The sequence below is a fragment of the Streptomyces sp. x-80 genome (assembly GCF_046549095.1).
GTDB lineage: Bacteria > Actinomycetota > Actinomycetes > Streptomycetales > Streptomycetaceae > Streptomyces > Streptomyces celluloflavus.
Map to the genome: position 1 here is coordinate 66,502 of NZ_JAJPWM010000027.1, position 20,599 is coordinate 87,100.

Sequence of the window (20,599 nt, forward strand, 5' to 3'; positions counted from 1 at the left end):
GTTGTCCCGTACACGGACATGACGGATAAGGTGCCGCCGTGTCAACCGAGCAGACGAACCAGGGACCGGATCCGGCCACCGGCCCCGCGACACCGGCGCGGCCCGCACCCCCGGGCGACCTGCCCGCCTCCGACCGGGCGGCGCGCCGGGCGGTGACGGTCTTCCCGCTGCTGGTGATCGCCGCCGGCGCGATCGGGCTGTTGTGGCCCGCGCACTTCACCGGCTGGGCGCCCGCGGTGCCGTGGCTGCTCGGCGTGGTGATGTTCTCGATGGGGCTGACGCTGACCCTGCCGGACTTCACCGCGGTCGCCAAACGGCCCTGGGCGGTGGGCCTGGGTCTGGTCGCGCACTACGTGATCATGCCGGGGCTCGGCTGGCTGATCGCGACCGTGCTGCATCTGCCGCCGCAGCTCGCGGCGGGGGTGATCCTCGTCGGCTGCGCGCCCAGCGGCACCGCGTCCAACGTCGTGACGTTCCTGGCCCGCGGCGACGTCGCGCTCTCGGTCTCCGTCGCCACCGTCTCCACGGTGCTCGCCCCGCTCATCACTCCCCCGCTGACGCTGCTGCTCGCCGGGCAGTTCCTGGACGTGGACGCCGGGGTCATGGTGACCGACATCCTCAAGACGGTGCTGCTGCCGGTGGCGGCCGGGCTGCTGGTCCGCGTCGTCGCGGGCCGCTCTGTCGGCAGGGTGCTCGGCGCGCTGCCGTGGCTCTCCGCCGTGACCATCGCGGCCATCGTGCTGGCCGTCGTCGCGGGCAGCGCCGCGCTGATCAAGGACGCGGCGGCGCTGGTGCTGCTCGCGGTGGTGCTGCACAACGGGCTCGGGCTGGCGCTCGGTTACGGGGCGGGGAAGCTGGCCCGGCTGGGCCGCCCCGCGAGCCGGGCGATGGCCTTCGAGGTCGGCATGCAGAACTCCGGCCTGGCCGCGTCGCTGGCCACCGCGCACTTCAGTCCGGCGGCGGCGCTGCCCGCAGCGGTCTTCTCCGTCTGGCACAACGTCTCGGGCGCGGTGGTCGCGGCCTGGATGGCCCGCGGCGAGCGCCGCGCCAGGTAGCACCGCGGGCCGCGGCACCGCGAGAAGCGGCACCGCGGGCCGCCACGGCGCGGGACGCGGTGGGACGAAGCCCGGAGGCCGGTCCGGCGGTCACCGGCCCGAGCGCCGGTCCGGCCACCGGATGAACCGCCACCTGGCCGGCCGCCACGGGCCCGCCCCGCCGCCGGCCCCTCAGCCGATCACCCGCCCGCGCAGCACCACCCGGCGCGGTGCGGCCAGCACCCGCACGTCCTGGCGCGGATCGGCCTCGTAGACCACCAGGTCGGCGGAGGCGCCCTCGGTCAGGCCCGGCCGGCCCAGCCAGTCCCGGGCGCCCCAGGTCGTCGCGGAGAGCGCGGCGACGGCCGGCAGACCGGCCTTCCGCAGCTCGGCGACCTCCTGGGCGACCAGACCGTGCGCGAGCGAGCCGCCCGCGTCCGTACCGGCGAAGACGGGCACACCCGCGTCGTACGCCGCCCGCACGGTGTCGTAGCGGCGCTCGTGCAGCCGTCGCATATGGTCCGCCCAGCGCGGGAACTTCGCCTCGCCGCCCGACGCGAGCTGCGGGAAGGTCGCGATGTTGACGAGCGTGGGGACGATCGCGACACCGCGCTCGGCGAACAGCGGGATGGTGTCCTCGGTGAGGCCGGTGGCGTGCTCGATGCAGTCGATACCGGCCTCGACGAGCGGTGCGAGGGTGTCCTCGGCGAAGCAGTGGGCGGTCACCCGGGCGCCCAGGCGATGCGCCTCGGCGATGGCCGCCGCGACGGCGCCGCGCGGCCAGCACGCCTCCAGATCGCCGGTCGAGCGGTCGATCCAGTCCCCCACGAGCTTGACCCAGCCGTCGCCCCGCCGGGCCTCCTGGGCGACATGGGCGACCAGGTCCGCCGGCTCGATCTCATGGGCGTAGTTGCGGATGTAGCGGCGGGTGCGGGCGATGTGCCGGCCCGCGCGGATGATCCGCGGCAGATCCTCGCGGTCGTCGATCCAGCGGGTGTCGGAGGGCGATCCGGCGTCGCGGAGCAGCAGCGCGCCCGCGTCGCGTTCGGTCAGCGCCTGCTTCTCGCTGGTGGGGTCGTCCACCGGTCCGTCGGCGTCCAGCCCCACATGGCAGTGGGCGTCCACCAGGCCCGGCAGCACCCACCCCTCGACGGTCGTGACCTCCCGCGCCGCGACCGGCCGGTCGTACGTCACCCGGCCGCCGACGACCCAGAGTTCGTCGCGCACGTCCTCCGGCCCAACCAGGACCCTCCCCTTGAGGTGCAGCACCGCACCGTCACTCATCGCCATCATGGACGCACCCTATGCGGCACGCCACCGGAGGTGGACCCGGCCGTCGGGCGGGCTCCGCGGCGGGCTCCCGGCATTTCCGCCGGCCCGTTCCGTGGCCGATTTCCCACCCCGCCCAGGCGTCGGCGCCGCTTTGCTCTCCCGTTCCCTGTCATTCCTTTCCGCGCAACTTCTCGCCCGCCTTTCGGGGGACCTTCCGAAGCGCCTTGTGACGCGCTTCCCCGGCACCTTCCGCAGGCAAATTCGCAATTCTTCAGAAGCGCAGCTCCCCGTATTCTCCTGCCCGCTTTTCCGCAGCTCAAACGCTAAGATTCTGCTAGCCTCCCGAGCCGTAATTCGAACGGCTTCCCCGGGTGTTACGGACCTGTGACCGACCCCACAGGGTGCCCGTTTCGCCCCGAACCTCCCGGTCAAAACCGTACATCTTGCAGCCATAACGCGCGCTCGGGCGCACCCGCGCGATAACACAGCAACACGACTTGCGTAACCTCTGCCCGCGATGCAATTTCCTTTTTCCCTGGGTAAATTTAATTTCCATGACCGCCGCACAAGCAGACCATGCAGGCGCCCGTACCGATTTCAGGGAATTGCCGGAGGGCTTCAAGCTCGACACCCCGCGGGTGGCGGACGGAGCCGCAATCTGGCGCATCGCCCGCGATTCCCGGACACTCGACCTCAACTCCTCCTACAGCTACCTGCTGTGGTGTCGCGACTTCGCCGCCACCTCCGTCGTGGCACGCGACGCGGCGGGCGAACCGGCCGCCTTCGTCACCGGCTACCGCCGCCCCGAGCACCCGGAGACCCTCGTCGTGTGGCAGGTCGCCGTCGACGACGCGCACCGCGGCCAGGGGCTGGCGGCCGCGCTGCTGGACGGACTGACCGCCCGCGCCGTACGCGAATGGGGCGTCCGCCGCGTCGAGACCACCGTCACGCCCCACAACGACGCCTCCAACCGGCTGTTCGCGTCGTTCGCCGAGCGCCACGGCGTACCGCTCAGGCGCGAGGTGCTCTTCGACGCGGAGCTCTTCCCCGGGCAGGGCCACGAGCCGGAGGTGCTGCATCTCATCGGGCCGTTCGCCCTCCCGCCCGGCCCCGGGCACTGACGGCCGGACCGGGCGCGTGGCCGCCCCGGATAGGCCGTTCGGGTCCCGCGTCCGCCGCACGGAAAGGGCGCGCCCCGTGAGAGCGCCGCATCCGGCCGCCCGCCCCGCAGACTTCCACTCCGTTCGCCACTCATCTCCCAGGAGCATGCTGTGACCATCACCCAGCCCGATCTGAGCGTCTTCGAGACCGTGGAGTCGGAGGTACGCAGCTACTGCCGCGGCTGGCCGACCGTCTTCGACCGCGCGCAGGGCAGCCGGATGTTCGACGAGGACGGCCACGTCTACCTCGACTTCTTCGCCGGGGCCGGATCACTCAACTACGGCCACAACAACCCGGTCCTCAAGCGCGCCCTGATCGACTACATCGAGCGGGACGGCGTCACCCACGGCCTGGACATGTCGACCACGGCCAAGCGGGCGTTCCTGGAGTCCTTCCAGAACATCATCCTGCGGCCGCGCGACCTGCCCTACAAGGTCATGTTCCCGGGCCCGACGGGTACCAACGCCGTCGAGGCCGCGCTGAAACTGGCCCGCAAGGTCAAGGGCCGCGAGTCGATCGTGTCCTTCACCAACGCCTTCCACGGCATGTCACTGGGCTCGCTGGCCGTCACCGGCAACGCCTTCAAGCGGGCCGGCGCCGGTATCCCGCTGGTGCACGGCACCCCGATGCCGTTCGACAACTACCTCGACGGCCAGATCCCGGACTTCCTCTGGTTCGAGCGGCTGCTGGAGGACCAGGGTTCGGGTCTGAACACCCCCGCCGCGGTGATCGTCGAGACCGTCCAGGGCGAGGGCGGCATCAACGTCGCCCGCGCCGAGTGGCTGCGCGCCCTCGCCGCGCTGTGCGAGCGCCGCGACATGCTGCTGATCGTGGACGACATCCAGATGGGCTGCGGCCGGACCGGCGCGTTCTTCTCCTTCGAGGAGGCGGGCATCGTGCCGGACATCGTCACCGTCTCGAAGTCCATCAGCGGCTACGGTCTGCCGCTCGCGCTCACCCTCTTCAAGCCCGAGCTGGACGTGTGGGAGCCGGGCGAGCACAACGGCACCTTCCGCGGCAACAACCCGGCCTTCGTCACCGCCGCCGCCACGCTGGACACGTACTGGGCCGACGGCCAGATGGAGAAGCAGACGCTCGCCCGCGGCGAGATCGTCGAGTCCCATCTGAAGGCCATCGTCGAGGAGCACCCGGACGCCATCTCCGAGTACCGCGGCCGCGGGCTGGTGTGGGGCCTGGAGTGCGTGGACAAGAGCGCCGCCAACAAGATCGCCAAGCGCGCCTTCGAGCTGGGTCTGCTCATCGAGACCTCCGGCCCGGAGAGCGAGGTCGTCAAGCTGCTGCCCGCGCTGACGACCACCCCCGAGGAGCTGGACGAGGGCCTCCGCACCCTCGCCCGCGCGGTCCGCGACTGCGTCTGACGGGCCGGGCCGCCCGGCACCGCCCGGCCGCCCGCCCGCTCACCGCATGCGCCCACCGCACCCGTCCCACCGTTCCACAGAAAGGCACCGACTCACCGTGATCGTCCGATCCTTCAAGGACATCGAAGGCACCGACCGCCACGTCAGGGCCGCCTCCGGCACCTGGGAGAGCAAGCGCATCGTGCTCGCCAAGGAGCGCGTCGGCTTCTCGCTGCACGAGACCATCCTGTACGCGGGAACCGAGACGTCGATGTGGTACGCGAACCACATCGAGGCCGTCCTGTGCGTGGAGGGCGAGGCCGAGCTCACCAACGACGAGACCGGCGAGAAGCACTGGATCTCGCCGGGCACGATGTACCTGCTCAACGGCCATGAGAAGCACACCATGCGGCCCAAGACCGACTTCCGCTGCGTCTGTGTCTTCAACCCCCCGGTCACCGGCCGCGAGGACCACGACGAGAACGGCGTCTACCCGTTGCTCACCGAACCCGAGACGGTCTGAGACACACCCGCCGCCCGCCCCGTGCGGCGGCCGAGGAGGGCACACCCCGGACATCTGGCCGAGAGCATGTACGAGAGGAGAGGAAGGCACCATATGACCACCGCACCCGAGCGCACCGCCGACCGCTACCCGTCCCGTGGGGCCACCGAGACGATCACCCCGCGGGAGGACCCGGTGGTGTGGTCACCGCCCGGTACGGCCGGCCCCTTCCGGCCGTCCGAGCTGAGCGACTTCGCCCGCGACGGCTTCTGCGCCGTCGACGACCTGCTGACGGCGGACGAAGTCGCGGTCTACCGCGCCGAACTGGACCGGCTCGTGCTGGACCCGGCGACGCGCGCCGACCCGCGCTCGATCATCGAGCCGAAGACGGGGAGCGTACGGTCCGTCTTCGAAGTGCACCGGATCAGCGAGGTGTTCGCCGGGCTGGTCCGCGACCCGCGCGTGGCCGGCCGCGCCCGGCAGATCCTCGGCTCGGACGTCTACGTCCACCAGTCGCGGATCAATGTGAAGCCCGGGTTCGGCGCCTCCGGTTTCTACTGGCACTCGGACTTCGAGACCTGGCACGCGGAGGACGGTCTGGCACGGATGCGCACCGTGTCCGTCTCCCTCGCGCTGACCGAGAACCTCGACACCAACGGCGGCCTGATGATCATGCCCGGCTCCCACCACGACTTCGTGGGGTGCGCGGGCGAGACGCCGAAGGACAACTACAAGAGATCCCTACAGATGCAGGACGCGGGCATCCCGTCGGACGAGACGCTGACGAAGATGGCGGACCGGCACGGCATCCGCCTGTTCACCGGCCGGGCCGGCTCGGCGACCTGGTTCGACTGCAACGCCATGCACGGTTCCGGCGACAACATCACGCCGTACCCGCGCAGCAATGTGTTCCTCGTCTTCAACAGTGTGGAGAACACCGCGGTGGAGCCGTTCGCGGCGCCGGTCCGGCGCCCGGAGTACATCGGCGCCCGCGACTTCACGCCGGTGCGGTAGGCCCGCTCGCCGGTGCCGCAATCAGGTTGACGGTACGGACCGCCGCCCCGAGGCCCGGGGCGGCGGTCCGCGTCGTTAGCCTGACGCCTGACCAGGGGTCCGGACCCGCCGCGACGGGTCCGGACCGGGCGGCCGGTGTGCCGCGCGGTGGAGCGAAGGCGAGGAGAGACGTCATGAGTGTGCAGCGACTGCCCGGGGTCGTGCTGACCGACCACGTACTGGACGTGCCCCTGGACCACGACGAACCGGACGGTGAGCGGATCGAGGTGTACGGCCGCGAGGTGGTGGCCGCCGGGCGGGAGGCGGCGGAGCTGCCGTGGCTGGTGTACTTGCAGGGCGGTCCCGGCTGCCCGGCGCCGCGTCCGCTCGGGCGCGAATCCTGGCTGTCCCGGGCGCTGGACGACTACCGCGTCCTGCTGCTGGACCAGCGCGGCACCGGCCGCTCGACACCCGCCGGCCGGCAGACCCTCCCGCTGCGCGGCGGCCCCCGCGAACAGGCCGCGTATCTGGCGCACTTCCGCGCCGACGCGATCGTGCGGGACGCCGAGACGTTCCGCCGCCGGCTGGCCGGTGAGGGCACCCCGTGGAGCGTGCTGGGACAGAGCTTCGGCGGTTTCTGCACCGTCACCTATCTCTCGCTGGCGCCCGAGGGGCTGCGCGAGGCGTATGTGACCGGCGGGCTGCCGGGGACGGAGGCGAGCGCGGCGGACGTCTACCGGGCGGCATACCCGCGGGTCGCCCGGAAGAACGCCGCGCACTACGCCCGCTTCCCCGAGGACGTGCCGGCCGTCCGCCGGATCGCGGCGCATCTGCGCGCCCACGAGGTGCGGCTGCCGGGCGGCGGGCTGCTGACGGCGGAGGCGTTCCAGGCGCTGGGCCTGATGCTGGGCAGCGGCAGCGGCTCGCCCACCCTGCACCACCTGATCGCCGAGGCATGGGTGACCGGCCCGGCGGGCCCCGAACTCGCCGACGCGTTCCTGCACGCCGTCCAGGGGCACCTCTCGCACGCCACCACCCCGCTGTTCGCGCTGCTGCACGAGTCGATCTACGGACAGCGGTCGGTGGACCCGGGCCCGACCGGCTGGGCGGCGCAGCGGGTGCGGGACGGGCTCGAAGCGGACGCCGCGTTCGATGTGGACACCGCGCTGGCCGGCGACGGACCGCTGTATTTCACCGGCGAGATGATGTACCCGTGGCTCTTCGACACCGACCCGGCGCTGCGCCCGCTGAAGGAGACCGCGCAGGCGCTGGCCGAGCGGACGGAGTGGCCCGATCTGTACGACACCGAGCGGCTGGCCGCCAACGAGGTACCGGCCGCCGCGGCGGTCTACTTCGACGATATGTACGTCGACACCGCCCACTCCCTGCGGACCGCGGAGCGCATCCGCGGGCTGCGGACATGGGTGACCAACGAGTGGGAGCACGACGGGCTCCGGGTGAGCGACGGCGCGGTGCTCGACCGGCTGATCAGGACGGTGCGCGGAGAGCTGTGAGGGGGCCCGGGGACGCCTGAGGTCCCCGGCTCGGGGCGGGGTTGACCGCCCCGTCCCACCCGGCGGCCGGTCCGGCCGACCGATAGCGAACCCGCCGCAGGCGCCGGACCTCACCCGGCTTCTCCGTTCCCGGCTTCTCCGTTCCCTGCTTCTGTTCCCTGCTTCTGTTCCCTGCTTCTTCGTTCCCCTGCTTCTGTTCCCGGCCTCTTCATTCCCGGCTTCTTCGTGAGTGCCGTACGGGACCGGGGGCGGGGATTCCGGCTGAATCCGCGCGAGCCGACGGCCTTGAGGCGGCTGTCCGGTGGGGCGTGGGCCCCCGCCCCACCGGACGGCGAACGGAAGTCAGCCGAGCAGCAGGTCCAGCAGCTGCTCCACATCATCGGTGGAGTTGTAGAGATGGAAGGACGCCCGCAGCAGTCCGCCGCGCACCGAGATCCGTACGCCCGCCTCGGTCAGCCGCCGCTCCGTGTCCGCGAGCCCGGGGGTGGAGACGATCGCCGAGCCGGGCGCCGGGCGCGGGGTGAGACCGCGGGCGGTGAGGCCGGCGCGGTACTGGTCGGCGAGCGCGATGTTGTGGGCGTGGACGGTGGTGACGCCGAGCTCCTCGATGAGCGCCAGGGACCGCGCGGCACCGAGGTAGGCGTAGTGGGCGTGCGGCTCGTCGAAGCGCCGGGCGGTGGTGGCCGGCCGCAGCACCGGCCCGTAGCTGGACTCGCCCGGCTCCTCGCCCGCCACCCAGCCCGCGTGCAGCGCGGCCGGCCACGCCCCGGCGGCGTCCCGGTCCCCGTGGCCGCCGGTCCCGTTCCCGCCGAACGCCATGAAGGTGGTACCGCGCGGGCACAGCAGCCATTTGAAGGCCCCGCAGACGACGAAGTCGAAGTCGTCCGCGCGCAGCGGCAGCCAGCCCGCGGCCTGGGTGATGTCGAGGTAGGTACGCGCGCCGTGCGCCCGCGCGGCGGCCCGGACCGCCGCCAGGTCCGCGATCGCGCCGTCCAGCGACTGCACGGCGCTGAAGGCGACGAGCGCGGTCTCCGGCCGGACCGCCCCGGCGAGCTCTGCCAGCGGCACGGTGCGCAGCCGGACGCCGGGGTGCACGGCGAACGGATTGACCAGCGAGCTGAAGTCGCCCTCGGGGACCAGCACTTCGGAGCCCGGCGGGAGCGTACCGGCGACGAACGCGGACTGCACCGCGACGGAGCTGCCGAGGGCGACGCGCTCCGCGGGGATGTCCAGCAGCCGGGCGAAGGCGGCCCGGGAGGCCGCGGCCGGGCCGAAGTAGTCGCGGCCCATGGTGCCGTAGGAGGCGGACTCGTCGACCGCCGCGTGCAGTGCGGTCCTGGTACGCATCGGGAGCAGTCCGCTGGAAGCGGAGTTCAGATAGGTCGTCTCGGGCGCGAATTCGGCCCCGCCCAGTGGCGCGCGTCGCTGCATGCCCCCACTCTGCTCGACGTGCCGTGCCCCGTCCATGACATCTCCGCCGGGCCGGCCCGCAAGCCTTCCTTGTCCGCTCCGTTCCGGTCGGAGCGGGTGCGGGCGGGCCGGCCCGCGGTCACTTCCCGGGTACGGCGCAGCCGTCGTCCCCGCAGACCTCGGCGTCGCCGGTCGGCAGGATCTGGACGGCGCTCTCCGCGTGGGCGCGCTCCAGCGCCTGCCGGAAGACGTCGGCGGGCTGGCCGCCGGAGATCCCGTAGCGCCGGTCGATGACGAAGAACGGCACCCCGCTCGCGCCCAGCTGCGCGGCCTCGCGCTCGTCGGCCCGCACCGCCTCCGCGTACGCGTCCGGGTCGGCCAGCACCCGCGCGACGGCTTCGGCGGGCAGTCCCGCGGCGATGGCGATCTCGCTGAGAACGGCGGCGTCGCCCAGCGGCCGGGCCTCGGCGAAGTTGGCGCGGTAGAAGGCTTGGAGCAGCGCGTCCTGCACGCCGTGCTCCTTGGCCAGGTGCAGCAGCCGGTGCAGGTCGAAGGTGTTGCCGTGGATCCGGTCGGAGCGGTAGCCGAGCCCCTCACCGGCCGCCGCCTCGGCGACCTTGGCCTCCATGGCCTCGGCCTGCTCACGGGTCACGCCGTACTTCGTGGCGAGCATGTCCAGAATCGGTATGTCGGTGGCGGCCGGCGCGTCCGCGTCCAGCTCGAACGAGCGGTGCACCACCTCAACCGCATCACGGTGCGCGAACGCGGCCAGCCCCGCTTCGAAGCGGGCCTTGCCTATGTAGCACCAGGGGCAAGCGATGTCCGACCAGATTTCGACGCGCATGAGCTGACTTTCCTCGTTGTGGATGTGCGCCGGTACAACCCGGCGGGACACCGCTGTATTCCGGCCGGCCGTTCGCGTCTCCGCCGGACCCCGCGGCCGCGGCGCCGCCCCGGGGCCGGTCGGGCGCGCGGCGGGTGGTCACAGGGTGAGGGCCAGGGCGAGGTGGGTGGCGTCGGGCGCGGGGCGGTGGGCCGGATCGGGCTGCCAGCCGAGGCGGGTGTAGAAGGCGCGGGCGCGGCGGTTGTGCCAGAGCACGTCCAGGACGGCCCGGGAGCAGCCGGCCGTGCGCCAGGCGTGCAGGCAGGCGGTGTGCAGGGCGCGGCCCACGCCCGTTCCCCAGTGGGCGGGGTCGACGTGCAGTTGGTGCAGGGTGACGGTGTCCGGGTCGGCGCGGCGGCGGTACGCGGCGGCGCCGATGACGGTGCCGCCGCGCTCGGCGCAGAGTACGGGGGTGTCCTCACGGTCCAGGACACGGTCCCAGAGAGTGTGGCCGCGGGCGTGTTCGGCCGGGGTGTCGAAGGGCGCGTCGGGCACCCGGGCGCGGGCGTACGCGGCGCGGGCGCGGGTGTGCAGGGTGACGATGGCCGCCAGATCCGCGGCGGTCGCAGCGCGGACCCGGGGGGCGGGTGCGTCGGGGTCCCGGTGCACGGGCCGGCCGCCTACGCGCCCGCGGGGCGGCCGTTGACGCGGCGCGGCAGGCCGAGCGGGTTCTCCTCGCGCAGTTCGGGCGGCAGCAGCGCGGGCGGGGTGTCCTGGTAGGCGACCGGGCGCAGCCAGCGTTCGATGGCGGTGGCGCCGACGGAGGTGGCGGTGGAGGTGGTGGCCGGGTAGGGGCCGCCGTGGTGCTGGGCGGGCGCGACCGCGACGCCGGTGGGCCAGCCGTTGACGACGACGCGGCCGGCGAGCGGGGTGAGACCGGCGAGCAGCCGGGCGCCGCGGCCCTCGTCGTCGCGGCCGGCGCTCTCCGCCTCGCCGAGGTGCAGCGTCGCGGTGAGGTTGCCGGGGAGCCGGGCGAGGACGGCGGTGATCTCGGCCTCGTCGGCATAGCGGGCGAGGACGGTCACCGGGCCGAAGCACTCCTCCAGGAGGAGGTCGTGCGGTCCTTCGGTGGCGAGACGGGCGGCGGGGACGGTGAGGAACCCCGCACTGACGGTGTGCTCGCCGCCCGCGCCGGGGGTCACCGGCGCCTGGACGCCGGGGAGTTGGGCACGGGTGCGGACGCCGTCGAGGAAGGCGTCCCGCATCCGGCGGTCCAGCAGCACGCCCGCCTCGGTGTCGCTGACCGCGGCGGTGAGCGACGTCAGCAGCCGGTCGCCGGTCTCGCCCTCGGGCGCCAGGACGAGGCCGGGCTTGACGCAGAACTGGCCGACGCCGAGGGTCATCGATCCGGCCAGCCCGGCGCCGAGATGCTCCGCGCGCTCGCCGGCCGCCGCCTCGGTGATCACGACGGGGTTGAGGCTGCCCAGTTCGCCGTGGAAGGGGATGGGGTGCGGGCGGGCCGCGGCGGCGTCGTAGAGGGCGCGGCCGCCGCGCACCGAGCCGGTGAATCCGGCGGCGGTGATCAGCGGGTGCCCCACCAGATCGAGGCCGGACCGGAAGCCGTGCACCAGGCCCAGCACGCCCTCGGGCAGCCCGGTGTCGGCGGCGGCGCGGCGTAGCAGCGCGGCGCACAGTTCGGAGGTGGCGGGGTGGTCGGGGTGTGCCTTGACGACGACCGGGCAGCCGGCCGCCAGCGCGCTGGCAGTGTCACCGCCGGGTACGGAGAAGGCCAGCGGGAAGTTGCTGGCGGCGTAGACCGCGACGACGCCCAGCGGGATCTTGTAGCGGCGCAGGTCGGGGCGGGGCGGGGTGAGGCCGGGGTCGGCGTGGTCGATCAGTACGCCCAGGAACTCGCCCTCCGCCACGATGTCCGCGAACGCCCGCAGCTGGTAGGTGGTGCGGGCCAGTTCACCGGTGAGCCGGCCGGGGCCGAGCGCGGTCTCGGCGTCGGCGGCCTCGATGACCCGCTCGCCCGCCTCGTCGAGCAGGTCGGCCGCACGGCGCAGGAAGGCGGCGCGCGCACCCCGGTCGGCGAGCGGGGCGCGGGCGGCGTGCGCGGCGCGCACCGCGGCGTCCACCTCCGCCGCCGTGGCCTCCACCGCGACCTGTTCGCGGCGCTTCCCGTTGCGGGGGTCGACGCTCCAGACTGGTGCTGCTGCCGCTGTTGCCACCGTGCGTTCCTCCTGAGCGAACTCTTGCCGCGTCCCGGGTGGCGTTCTATATGCTGAACGCCGTCCCACATGGTGAATATCCGGGCCTCTGGGACTCTATGGCTGTCCGAACAGAGGGGTCAAGGCCGATGTCAGCTGCCGATACCGGTGGATCGCAGGTCAAGTCCGCGGTGCGGACGGTGGAGTTGCTGGAGTACTTCGCGGGCCGCCCCGGTATGCACAGCCTGGCCTCCGTCCAGGAGGCCGTCGGTTACCCCAAGTCCAGCCTCTACATGCTGCTGCGCACCCTCGTCGACCTGGGCTGGGTCGAGACGGACGCCACCGGCACCCGTTACGGCATAGGCGTCCGCGCCCTACTGGTCGGCACGTCGTACATCGACGGCGACGAGGTGGTGGCCGCGGCCCGGCCGACGCTGGACCGGCTCTCGGACGACACCACGGAGACCATCCACCTCGCGCGGCTGGACGGCGTCAATGTCGTCTATCTCGCCACCCGTCAGTCGCAGCACTATCTGCGGCCGTTCACCCGCGTCGGCCGCCGGCTGCCCGCGCACTCGACGTCGCTGGGCAAGGCGCTGCTCGCCACGTACACCGACGACCAGGTCCGGGCCATGCTGCCGCCCACCCTCGCAGCCCTGACCGAGCACACCCGCACCGACCGCGAGCAGCTGATCGAGGAGTTGCACACGGTGCGCGAGCAGGGCTACGCGGTGGACCGCGAGGAGAACACGCTGGGCCTGCGCTGCTTCGGCGTGGCGATTCCGTACCGCACCCCGGCGCGGGACGCGATCAGCTGCTCGGTACCGGTGGCCCGGCTGACCCCGGCGCACGAACAGCTGATCAAGGACGCGCTGTTCGACGCCCGCGACCGGCTGACGCTGGCCACCCGGCGGCTCTGAGACGCGGCCGGGCCGCCGTCACCGGAGGCCCCGTCCGCACCGGGGCGGCCCACGGCGAAGACCGGGGCCGGACCGGGGTGCGGTCGGGGGTGCCGGGATACAGACCGGTATGCCGTCACACCGGGACGCGCGTGCCGCGGCCGCCGAGCGCCATCCGGTTCCAGGTATGGCGCCGGCCGCGGATCGCGACGGAGTAGGCGTAGAGCAGCTCCGGATCGCAGAGACCGGGCAGGTAGGCGTCCCCGAAATGGTGCGCGTCCACGCCGATCTCCTTGGCGTTCAGGGCGAGTTGGGGCACCACGTCGGCGTGCGCGCCCTCCTGGCTGGTGCCGATCGTGCCCATCACGACCGCGCCCGCGTCCTGCACCGCGGCGACCGCCTCGGCGGCCAGTTCCCTGGTGACGCCGGGCATGGTGCCGGGCAGCGGCAGGACGACGCCGTCGGCGCCGGCGTCCACCAGGGCGGTCAGCCGCCGCGCGGTCAGCCGCTCCGGGTGGCCCGCGTGGTGCATCTTGCCCGACCACAGCGCCACGTCGTCGCCCAGCCCCGCGCGCAGCTCGTCGGTGACGCGGGCCAGGCCCTGATAGCTGCCGCCGGTACCGGGGTTGGCGGTCAGGCAGAGCAGCGCGGCCCCCATGCCGATCAGCCGTTTGGCGTGCTCGGGCCGGGCGCGGCGGATCTCCGGGACGTCGCCCGGTTCGAGGTTGACGCCGATCGGCCGGCCGACGTACGCGGCGAGGTCGGTGAAGCTGGTGAAGGTGCCCAGCCCCGGCAGCCGCAACCGCTCGCCGTCCCAGGCCCGTTCGATGAGGTTGAGCACGACGATGTCCGCGCCGAAGGCGGCGACCAGCTCGATGTTGTGGACCCCGCGGCCGTCCGGGTGCGGGGAGAGCGCGGCGCGCTCGGCGAACACCTCGGCGATCATCGTGCGGCCCTCGGCGGCGGCCACCGCCGCGGTCAGCTCCCGGCCGCGCAGCCGGGCCAACTCCTCGCGGTCGAGGTCGAGGATGCGCTGTGTCATGACGTACCTTCCCAGCTCTTGTCCGTACCGGCGCTCCGGCCGGTACCGGCACTCCGGACATGGCCGGTGCGCTCGGTGCCGGTGCCGGTCTCCGCGGTCCTGTCCGCTCCATCGTGAACCGGCGGCCGCCGGGTGCGCACCACCGACAGGCCGACGGGCACGGCACGCGAGGCCGGCTCTGTCGAGCGGTAGTGGCTCTGGTCCACTTCGTGCGGTCGCGTACTCAGGGTGGCTGTTGACCTTCGTCTCATGGTGGTTCCAGTGGTCGCAGGCGGTCGGTGCGCGCATGGCCGGCTGGCCGCGCATGAACCCGGCTCCCCTCATCAGGCCCCTTGGAATCGACCATCTAGGCTGGCGCGGTGACTGATGAGCAGGAGCGGGTGCAGCCGTCGGGAGTGTGGGCCACGGCGGTGGGGGTGGCCAGGGTGCGGGCGCTGGAGACCGAGCGGAAGAACGCGCTGTTCCGCGACCCACTGGCACGGGCCTTCGCCACCGCCGGCGGCCTGTGGCCCTCCTCGCCGCCGCTGCCCGATGACGAGGCCACGCGACGCCGCCGACTGGCCGTGTCGTACTCCATCGTCATCAGGACCAAGTTCCTCGACGACCTGTTGCAACGGGCCTCCGCGTCCGGGGTCCGGCAGGTCGTGCTGCTCGGCGCCGGCATGGACAGCCGGGCCTTCCGGATCGACTGGCCCGAGGGCACCCGGCTGTTCGAGGTCGACACCGCCGCGCCACTGGACTTCAAGGCTTCGGTGCTGCGCCAGGAGCGGGCCGTCGCACGCTGCGAGCGGATCACCGTCGCGGTGGATCTGCGTGAGGACTGGCCAGGCGCGCTGGCCGCCGCAGGGCACGACCCGGCCGTGCCGACCGCGTGGATCGCCGAAGGACTACTGATCTATCTGCCCGAGGACGCGGTGGAGCTACTGCTGGCCCGGATCAGCACGCAGTCGGCGGCAGGCAGTCGGATGGGGCTGACATTGGGCTCGCGCGGCGTGATCGAGCGCTTCGGCGCGGACGCCGCGCCGGGATCGGCGGCGTCCATGTGGGTCTCGGAGATGCCCGACGACCCGGTGGGCTGGCTGGCCGGGCACGGCTGGGAGGCCGACAGCCACACCCTGCGCGAGCGCGCTGCCGCCTACGGCCGCCCGATCAGCACCCCGCCGCAGCGCGAGGAGCGGCCCGGCGGACTGATCTCGGCGGTCCGCCGGTAGAGCGCCTCCCGGCTCCCTGGATGATCGATCCCAAGGGGGCCTGATGAGGGGAGCCAGGTTCATGCGCGGCCAGCCGGCCATGCGCGCACCGACCGCCTGCGACCACTGAAGTTCGCCCGAGAACCGCCTGGCTGGACGGTGGTGTGGTCGACAGTCCTTCGCCGTGAACGAAGTGCTGCCGCACTCGCTTCCGGCCCCCGCCCCCGCAGTACCCCGCGTGGTCGGCGTGGACGGGTACGCCCAGCGCAAGGGCCGTGTCCACGGAACCGTGCTCGTCGACGTCGAGACACGTCGCCCGGTCGGCCTCCGTCCCGCTCGGGAGGCGGACACGCTCGCGGCCTGGCTCGCCGAGCGGCCCGGCATCGGGATCGTCTGCCGTGACCGGGCGCCCTTCTTCGCCGAAGGTGCCACCGGCGGCGCCCCGCAGGCCCGCCAGGTCGCCGACCGATGGCGTCGCTGGCACAACCTGGGCGAAGCCGCCGAAAAATGCGCCTACCGGCACCGTGGCTGCTTGCGTCCCACGCCGGTCCGGCCTGAGGAACCGCAGGAAGAGGCGGAGCCGGCTGCGTCACCCTGGCCGACAGGGCACCGGTTCGCCGAACGCACCCGCGCCGAGCACGCCACCGTCCACGCTCTCCTCGCCGCCGGGCACAGCAAGCGGTCCGTCGCCCGGCCGCTCGGGACGACCCTCAACACGATCTTGCGTTTCTCCCGTGCCGCTACTGCGGAGGAGATGTTCACCGGGCAGTGGCGAGCCGTGCGACCAGGCTCGATGACTACGAGCCCTATCTCGATCGGCGTCGGCAGGAAGGCTGCGCCAACGCCTGGAAACTGTGGGAGGAGATCAGGGAACAGGGCTGTCCCCGCGGGGGTGGCCGCGCTGCGGGTGCGCCAGTGTCCGTGCCTACGTCAGCAGGACGTTTCGCGGCAAACCCCCAGTGGACCAGAGCCGATCGCGACTATGACCACGAGGTCGACCGGGACAGGGTCCGCCGGTTCCAGAGCACCCCGCACATCGCCCGGCGCGGCGCCGGGCACGGCTCCGGCCTCGGCGTATACCGATGGGTCGGGGAAGGAGCGAGCGCGCTGCTGCACTGGTTCCGCCGCCCGCGCAGCCTCACATCCGGGATCTCAGCACGTCGACCTCACAGCCCGGCGCGAACGGGTCAAAGCCGTGCTCGACCAGCCAGCGAACCCCCAGCAGGCTTCGCAACGACCACCACGCGCGGATCACATCGAGGTCGACGTCGGTGCCATAGCCGGCGACGACGTCGCCGAGGTGCTCCTCGTGTCCGAGCGTCAACGTGGCGAGGTCGAACAGGGCATCACCCTGGCCCGCCTCGGACCAGTCGATGATGCCGGTGATCTCGTCGTCGTCGGCGAACACGTGAGCGATCTGTAGGTCGCCGTGCGTGAACACCGCGGTCCACGGCCGGAACGCGGCCTCGGCGACCTGGCGGTTGCGGGTGACCAGGTCGGCGGGCAGGACGCCGTTGGTCACGAGCCACTCGCACTCGCCGTCGAGCTCCGCCGCCAGCTCGTCGCTGCCCCGGCCGGCCCGGCCGCGCCAGGGCGGCGACGGCGCGTCGTGCAACTTCCGGATGGCGGCACCCGCCGTGGCCCACGCCGCCGACGACGCGGTCGTCGATTCGCCGAGGCGGCCGAGCGCCGTGCCCGGGAGCGCGGCGATCGCGAGCACGGGCGGCTTGCGCCACAGGATCTCCGGGGTCGGGACCGGCGCCAGGGCCATCGCCTCGACCTCGACGTCGATGCGCGCCTGATCGGCGTCCACCTTCAGGAACACGTCGCCGACGCGCAGAGTCGCGCGCTCGGAATGGGCAACGACAACTTTGACCTCATCCATGGGCGACCAGTATCCCGGGGATGCTCGTCGACGTCTCCGGGTTTATCGCGTGCGTGCGGGCCGAGCGGCGTGCGCACAACCGGCTGACGGTCGCGGTCCAGCTGACGAGCGTGCGGTACCTGGGCCGGTTCGTGCCGGCCCTGCGGCAGGCGCCGGCGGAGGTCGCCGGGTATCCGGCGGAGCAATGGGAGATCACGGACCCGTCGTGTCTCATGCAGTACGGCGGGCGTGACGGGACGGCACACCCCTGCCCCAGCCCGCGCCACTCCGCCTCGACGACCTCTACAAGCCACCGCAGCGAACGGGGTGACCGCCGGCGTCCGCCCCGGGGCACGCGCCCCTGACGTGGATGTTCCGCAGACCCCACCGCCGCACTGCCGTCATTTCTGCTCGACATTTCGGAGCCTCGTGATCGACAACCGGCTCCGAAGACTGTCCGCTGTCGTCGAATCGAGGCGTTAGACATCGAACCCAGTCGCCTCGGCTTCCTTGCCAGCGAACCTAGTCGCGAGAGGGCCCTCGCCACGTTTCAGAGTGGTCATCGCTTCCGGCGGCAGCGGAGGAAGACGGCAGCAAGATCAGGCAGTTCCCTGGTGACGGCGACGATGTCGGTCCGGTCGGCACGGCTCAGGGCGACAAGACAGACGACTGTGGCGCAGATGAGGCCGAGCAGGAGTGCGAACGGAAGAAGTAGCCACACTTCGATAGGCACGGTTGGTCTCCACGGTTGGGGTGGGCCGGGGGATGTCCCCTGCGGATGACAGGTAGATCGGGGGGGGGAAGAGATCACCGTGCCTGTGGGGCCGCCCAGCCGAGGTTGGAATCGGCCGTGGCGCGAGCTGCAGCGCGACGTTCTTCGGTCCGGGCGGCGAGACGACGGGTCTTGCGACGGACTCGTTCACCGAACGCAACCGGGTCAGAGGCGCCAGCGTGGGCAGCGGCCTCGGTCCAAGTGGTGCCGTCACCTGCGGCCAAGGCGATTACGACCAAGCGTTCCTCAGACGTCAGGTGCTGCACGATCCGTAGGAGGCGGTCGTCGTGGATGGCCGTGCCGAGGCGGGCGTCGGAGAGGTTGGCCCGGTCGGCGACGAGGTCATAGAGGCACAGGCCGTCGCCGAGCGGGGCGTCCAGGAGTAGCAGTCGGGAACGCCGTACGCGTCGGCGCCACAATGGGACGAGTTGGCGATGGATGGTGTGGGCCTCGGCGCGCAGCTGGCCAAGGACTTCTGGTTGCAGACATCCGCGCTCGTCCAGTGACCTGGTCCAGTCACCCATCAGGGCGGTGGAGACCGCCTCGCTCCAGCGTGTACTTCGGTTCACCCCCAGAACGCGGGTGGCGAAGTTCTCTACCTTGTCCTGTCGGTTCTGGAGGGCGTCGGCACGCGCCTCCAGCGCCGCCATCAGGTCCGGCACGGGCCCTTCGGAGTCCTTAACCCAGCCCGTGTTGTAGCGGGCGTCCTCGCCAACACGCAGCCGCACCGTAACGCCCGGGAGGGAGATGGGGGACTCGGGTTCCAGGGCGGCCATGACGACGTGCACCGCGGGCTCCCGGATGATGTCCCGCTGATGGCGCTGTACGAGACCGCCGTCGGGAGTCTCGCACAGGAAGGCCCCCACTGGGAGGCCCGTCTCCTTGTGGATTCCGCCAGAGGTCGCGCGGACGCGAACTTCGTGGCTCTGGACGTACCACAACGGTGGGATCGGTGGAAGTACCGGCTTGATGAGGACAGGTGCGGACGACGTAGCGGTGGTGGAGAGATCGAGATCAGGCACGATGGGCTCCTGGGTTCGGATCAGAGGCTTCACCTCTTCGGTCCCGGCAGATGCCCTGAGCGGCAATAAATCTCGGCAGGAACTTAGTCCGCCAGGTCACACGGCACCTGAGCAACAAACTTCCCTGGCAAAGGACAACTTGGCCATCCCCAACAGAGATGGTCAGCAAGGCGCTCTGACAGTTGCCCGCACTCATCCTCAGTAGCCCCGGAGGTACTCGGCTATCCGTTCAAACTTGTCCGGGTCATCGCCGAGGTACCCGATTACAGAGTTGCACCCCCGATGAAGGATGCCTCTCACGCATTCACCACAGGATGTCTTCCTGGGGCAGCACGAGTGATCGTGATCAATCACAACGTCCCTGTCGAACTTCCCGAGGTGGTTCCCGCATATCGGGCACCGACCGCCTTGATGCAGGTGGATCTCCGAGTACCTGTCGTACGTGATGCCGTGGCTCGCCGCCCTCTTGGCAATCTCCTTCTGATTCTTCGTTGCACTCGATGCTGTCGCATACGTACGTCCGCACGATTTCGTCTCCTCTGGAGACGAACCTGTGCTCGTTCCTTCCTCCGCAGCATGCGCACTTGGGCGTGCCCTTGATCACAGACATTCTGACCTCACGGTTCCTTTCTCCACGCGCGTCGGCTACGGAACCGGGCGACAGCCGGCTTCCGTGGCCAAGGACGTCGAGCCACCCGTCCTCTGTGCGGGTGCTCGCTTGTTCCGCTGAGCAGGACAGCAGGCGAGGGGACACGCCCGTGTCGGCTTCATGCGGCGGTGCCATTGCCGACGGGACGTGTGCGGTGCAGACGCTGAAACGCCGTGATCAGCTCGTGTTCCACCCATGACGCGCTGTGGCGCAGTGGGTGAGCTGGATCGCGGTCGGGAGCCAGCGAATACGCGCAGAAGCCGCCTCGTGCCATCAGCCACTCGTGCGCCGGATGCCCAGCCCAGCGCTCGTGAGGACCGCTTTTAATCCTGCCTCGGTGCTGGCTGACTCGGCCCCGCACTCCACGCTGCTGCTCTGCCTTGCCGAAGTAGACGATCGAGGACTCTCCGACCGGATAGGTAATGGGCCTATTGCCACCGGCCAGGAAGACATAGACACCGATCTCGGAGGGGATTCCGGCCGGCCACTCCTTGATCATGTCGAATAGGCCGCCGAAGGGCTGCCAGCCGTAGCTCCCCAGGATCTCGGTGTTCAACCGCTGCAGTGTGGAGTCAGGATGCTCGGTCACACAGGGGATCCTAGGCAGGGGCACTGACAGCAAGGCTGTCTCTTCACCGTCTTCCGGCGGCACCCCGGCCCCTCCACTGGCAGATGCGCACGATCCCGAACGGCGTGATCCGAGAGACGCGTTGACATCCAACCCAGTCCGCACAGGTCAGCGAGCTGCCCACGACTAAGACCGTGTCCTACATGGTCAGTTGGTCGTTGGGCTGGCTATGGGGAGTGGACGGTGGCGATGGATCGTGCCGGATGGGCTGTGGGAGATTGCCAGGCCCCTGTTGCCATCGGCGAGGGTTCGCCCG

General features: G+C 71.7%; 20 protein-coding genes and 2 pseudogenes. 11 read left to right on the plus strand and 11 right to left on the minus strand.

The window, feature by feature from the left end; genetic code table 11:
* The first annotated feature begins 38 nt into the window (after positions 1-38).
* The gene (locus tag ACLJWH_RS36965; protein ID WP_411146185.1) at positions 39-1,055 is read left to right on the plus strand and encodes a bile acid:sodium symporter family protein; all 1,017 of its coding nucleotides are present in this window, start codon (positions 39-41) and stop codon (positions 1,053-1,055) included.
* 171 nt (positions 1,056-1,226) lie between these two features.
* Here the strand turns inward: ACLJWH_RS36965 and ACLJWH_RS36970 are convergent, their stop codons facing one another.
* A complete protein-coding gene (locus ACLJWH_RS36970) occupies positions 1,227-2,318 on the minus strand; it encodes an amidohydrolase family protein (protein WP_411146203.1) in 1,092 nt (363 codons plus the stop codon).
* Positions 2,319-2,860: 542 nt separating this feature from the next.
* Here ACLJWH_RS36970 and ectA point away from each other — a divergent pair.
* From ectA to ACLJWH_RS36995, 5 genes are all read left to right on the plus strand, one after another.
* Complete coding sequence (gene ectA, locus ACLJWH_RS36975) at positions 2,861-3,427, plus strand: diaminobutyrate acetyltransferase (protein ID WP_411146186.1); 567 nt, start codon at positions 2,861-2,863, stop codon at positions 3,425-3,427.
* 150 nt (positions 3,428-3,577) lie between these two features.
* Entirely contained in the window at positions 3,578-4,846 is a 1,269-nt protein-coding gene (gene ectB / locus ACLJWH_RS36980) for a diaminobutyrate--2-oxoglutarate transaminase (protein WP_411146187.1), read from the plus strand.
* Positions 4,847-4,943: 97 nt separating this feature from the next.
* Positions 4,944-5,348 carry an ectoine synthase gene (locus ACLJWH_RS36985; protein ID WP_052854565.1) on the plus strand — a complete coding sequence of 135 codons (405 nt, stop codon included), beginning with the start codon at positions 4,944-4,946 and terminating at the stop codon, positions 5,346-5,348.
* 93 nt (positions 5,349-5,441) lie between these two features.
* Positions 5,442-6,341 carry an ectoine hydroxylase gene (gene thpD, locus ACLJWH_RS36990; RefSeq protein ID WP_411146188.1) on the plus strand — a complete coding sequence of 300 codons (900 nt, stop codon included), beginning with the start codon at positions 5,442-5,444 and terminating at the stop codon, positions 6,339-6,341.
* 173 nt (positions 6,342-6,514) lie between these two features.
* Positions 6,515-7,834, plus strand: a complete 1,320-nt coding sequence (locus ACLJWH_RS36995) for an alpha/beta fold hydrolase (RefSeq protein WP_411146189.1) — start codon at positions 6,515-6,517, stop codon at positions 7,832-7,834.
* Positions 7,835-8,176: 342 nt separating this feature from the next.
* On the opposite strand, the gene ACLJWH_RS37000 is transcribed toward ACLJWH_RS36995, so the two are convergent.
* The 4 genes from ACLJWH_RS37000 to ACLJWH_RS37015 all read right to left on the minus strand — a co-directional run bounded on the left by ACLJWH_RS37000 (position 8,177) and on the right by ACLJWH_RS37015 (position 12,298).
* Positions 8,177-9,265: an aminotransferase class V-fold PLP-dependent enzyme gene (locus ACLJWH_RS37000; RefSeq protein WP_411146190.1), complete on the minus strand. Its 1,089-nt coding sequence runs from the start codon at positions 9,263-9,265 to the stop codon at positions 8,177-8,179.
* A 118-nt stretch (positions 9,266-9,383) separates the two neighbouring features.
* Positions 9,384-10,088 (minus strand): DsbA family oxidoreductase, encoded by a 705-nt coding sequence (locus ACLJWH_RS37005; RefSeq protein WP_411146191.1) that lies wholly within the window; start codon positions 10,086-10,088, stop codon positions 9,384-9,386.
* A 138-nt stretch (positions 10,089-10,226) separates the two neighbouring features.
* Positions 10,227-10,736 (minus strand): GNAT family N-acetyltransferase, encoded by a 510-nt coding sequence (locus ACLJWH_RS37010; protein ID WP_411146192.1) that lies wholly within the window; start codon positions 10,734-10,736, stop codon positions 10,227-10,229.
* Positions 10,737-10,747: 11 nt separating this feature from the next.
* Positions 10,748-12,298, minus strand: a complete 1,551-nt coding sequence (locus ACLJWH_RS37015; RefSeq protein WP_411146193.1) for an aldehyde dehydrogenase (NADP(+)) — start codon at positions 12,296-12,298, stop codon at positions 10,748-10,750.
* Between the two features lie 128 nt (positions 12,299-12,426).
* Here ACLJWH_RS37015 and ACLJWH_RS37020 point away from each other — a divergent pair, with 128 nt between their 5' ends.
* Complete coding sequence (locus ACLJWH_RS37020; RefSeq protein WP_381681180.1) at positions 12,427-13,197, plus strand: IclR family transcriptional regulator; 771 nt, start codon at positions 12,427-12,429, stop codon at positions 13,195-13,197.
* A gap of 115 nt (positions 13,198-13,312) precedes the next feature.
* Here the strand turns inward: ACLJWH_RS37020 and ACLJWH_RS37025 are convergent, their stop codons facing one another.
* Positions 13,313-14,218 carry a hypothetical protein gene (locus ACLJWH_RS37025; protein ID WP_411146194.1) on the minus strand — a complete coding sequence of 302 codons (906 nt, stop codon included), beginning with the start codon at positions 14,216-14,218 and terminating at the stop codon, positions 13,313-13,315.
* 359 nt (positions 14,219-14,577) lie between these two features.
* On the opposite strand from ACLJWH_RS37025, the gene ACLJWH_RS37030 reads away from it, so the two are divergent.
* A complete protein-coding gene (locus ACLJWH_RS37030; RefSeq protein WP_411146195.1) occupies positions 14,578-15,429 on the plus strand; it encodes a class I SAM-dependent methyltransferase in 852 nt (283 codons plus the stop codon).
* Between the two features lie 268 nt (positions 15,430-15,697).
* Positions 15,698-15,877 (plus strand): annotated as a pseudogene (locus ACLJWH_RS37035) (ISL3 family transposase); the annotation flags it as partial.
* Positions 15,878-16,546: 669 nt separating this feature from the next.
* Here the strand turns inward: ACLJWH_RS37035 and ACLJWH_RS37040 are convergent.
* Positions 16,547-17,293 (minus strand): aminoglycoside phosphotransferase family protein, encoded by a 747-nt coding sequence (locus tag ACLJWH_RS37040; protein ID WP_411146196.1) that lies wholly within the window; start codon positions 17,291-17,293, stop codon positions 16,547-16,549.
* A gap of 20 nt (positions 17,294-17,313) precedes the next feature.
* On the opposite strand from ACLJWH_RS37040, the gene ACLJWH_RS37045 reads away from it, so the two are divergent.
* Complete coding sequence (locus ACLJWH_RS37045) at positions 17,314-17,637, plus strand: DUF4158 domain-containing protein (protein WP_411146197.1); 324 nt, start codon at positions 17,314-17,316, stop codon at positions 17,635-17,637.
* A gap of 194 nt (positions 17,638-17,831) precedes the next feature.
* Here ACLJWH_RS37045 and ACLJWH_RS37050 read toward each other — a convergent pair whose 3' ends face one another.
* The 4 genes from ACLJWH_RS37050 to ACLJWH_RS37065 all read right to left on the minus strand — a co-directional run bounded on the left by ACLJWH_RS37050 (position 17,832) and on the right by ACLJWH_RS37065 (position 20,304).
* Entirely contained in the window at positions 17,832-18,005 is a 174-nt protein-coding gene (locus tag ACLJWH_RS37050) for a hypothetical protein (RefSeq protein ID WP_411146198.1), read from the minus strand.
* A gap of 74 nt (positions 18,006-18,079) precedes the next feature.
* Positions 18,080-19,066: a hypothetical protein gene (locus ACLJWH_RS37055; RefSeq protein ID WP_411146199.1), complete on the minus strand. Its 987-nt coding sequence runs from the start codon at positions 19,064-19,066 to the stop codon at positions 18,080-18,082.
* A 198-nt stretch (positions 19,067-19,264) separates the two neighbouring features.
* Entirely contained in the window at positions 19,265-19,540 is a 276-nt protein-coding gene (locus ACLJWH_RS37060) for an endonuclease domain-containing protein (RefSeq protein ID WP_411146204.1), read from the minus strand.
* Positions 19,541-19,833: 293 nt separating this feature from the next.
* Entirely contained in the window at positions 19,834-20,304 is a 471-nt protein-coding gene (locus ACLJWH_RS37065; protein ID WP_411146200.1) for a hypothetical protein, read from the minus strand.
* Between the two features lie 208 nt (positions 20,305-20,512).
* Between ACLJWH_RS37065 and ACLJWH_RS37070 the strand changes: the two are divergent.
* Positions 20,513-20,599 (plus strand): annotated as a pseudogene (locus tag ACLJWH_RS37070) (IS5/IS1182 family transposase); the annotation flags it as partial.

Excerpts from the sequence above, each read along its gene's own strand:
- ACLJWH_RS37040 (WP_411146196.1), bottom strand. The coding sequence starts at position 17,293 with ATGGATGAGGTCAAAGTTGTCGTTGCCCATTCCGAGCGCGCGACTCTG.
- ACLJWH_RS36970 (WP_411146203.1), bottom strand. The coding sequence starts at position 2,318 with ATGAGTGACGGTGCGGTGCTGCACCTCAAGGGGAGGGTCCTGGTTGGG.
- ACLJWH_RS37025 (WP_411146194.1), bottom strand. The coding sequence starts at position 14,218 with ATGACACAGCGCATCCTCGACCTCGACCGCGAGGAGTTGGCCCGGCTG.
- ACLJWH_RS37020 (WP_381681180.1), top strand. The coding sequence starts at position 12,427 with ATGTCAGCTGCCGATACCGGTGGATCGCAGGTCAAGTCCGCGGTGCGG.
- ACLJWH_RS37005 (WP_411146191.1), bottom strand. The coding sequence starts at position 10,088 with ATGCGCGTCGAAATCTGGTCGGACATCGCTTGCCCCTGGTGCTACATA.
- ectA (WP_411146186.1), top strand. The coding sequence starts at position 2,861 with ATGACCGCCGCACAAGCAGACCATGCAGGCGCCCGTACCGATTTCAGG.
- ACLJWH_RS37045 (WP_411146197.1), top strand. The coding sequence starts at position 17,314 with ATGCTCGTCGACGTCTCCGGGTTTATCGCGTGCGTGCGGGCCGAGCGG.
- ACLJWH_RS36995 (WP_411146189.1), top strand. The coding sequence starts at position 6,515 with ATGAGTGTGCAGCGACTGCCCGGGGTCGTGCTGACCGACCACGTACTG.
- ACLJWH_RS37000 (WP_411146190.1), bottom strand. The coding sequence starts at position 9,265 with ATGCAGCGACGCGCGCCACTGGGCGGGGCCGAATTCGCGCCCGAGACG.
- thpD (WP_411146188.1), top strand. The coding sequence starts at position 5,442 with ATGACCACCGCACCCGAGCGCACCGCCGACCGCTACCCGTCCCGTGGG.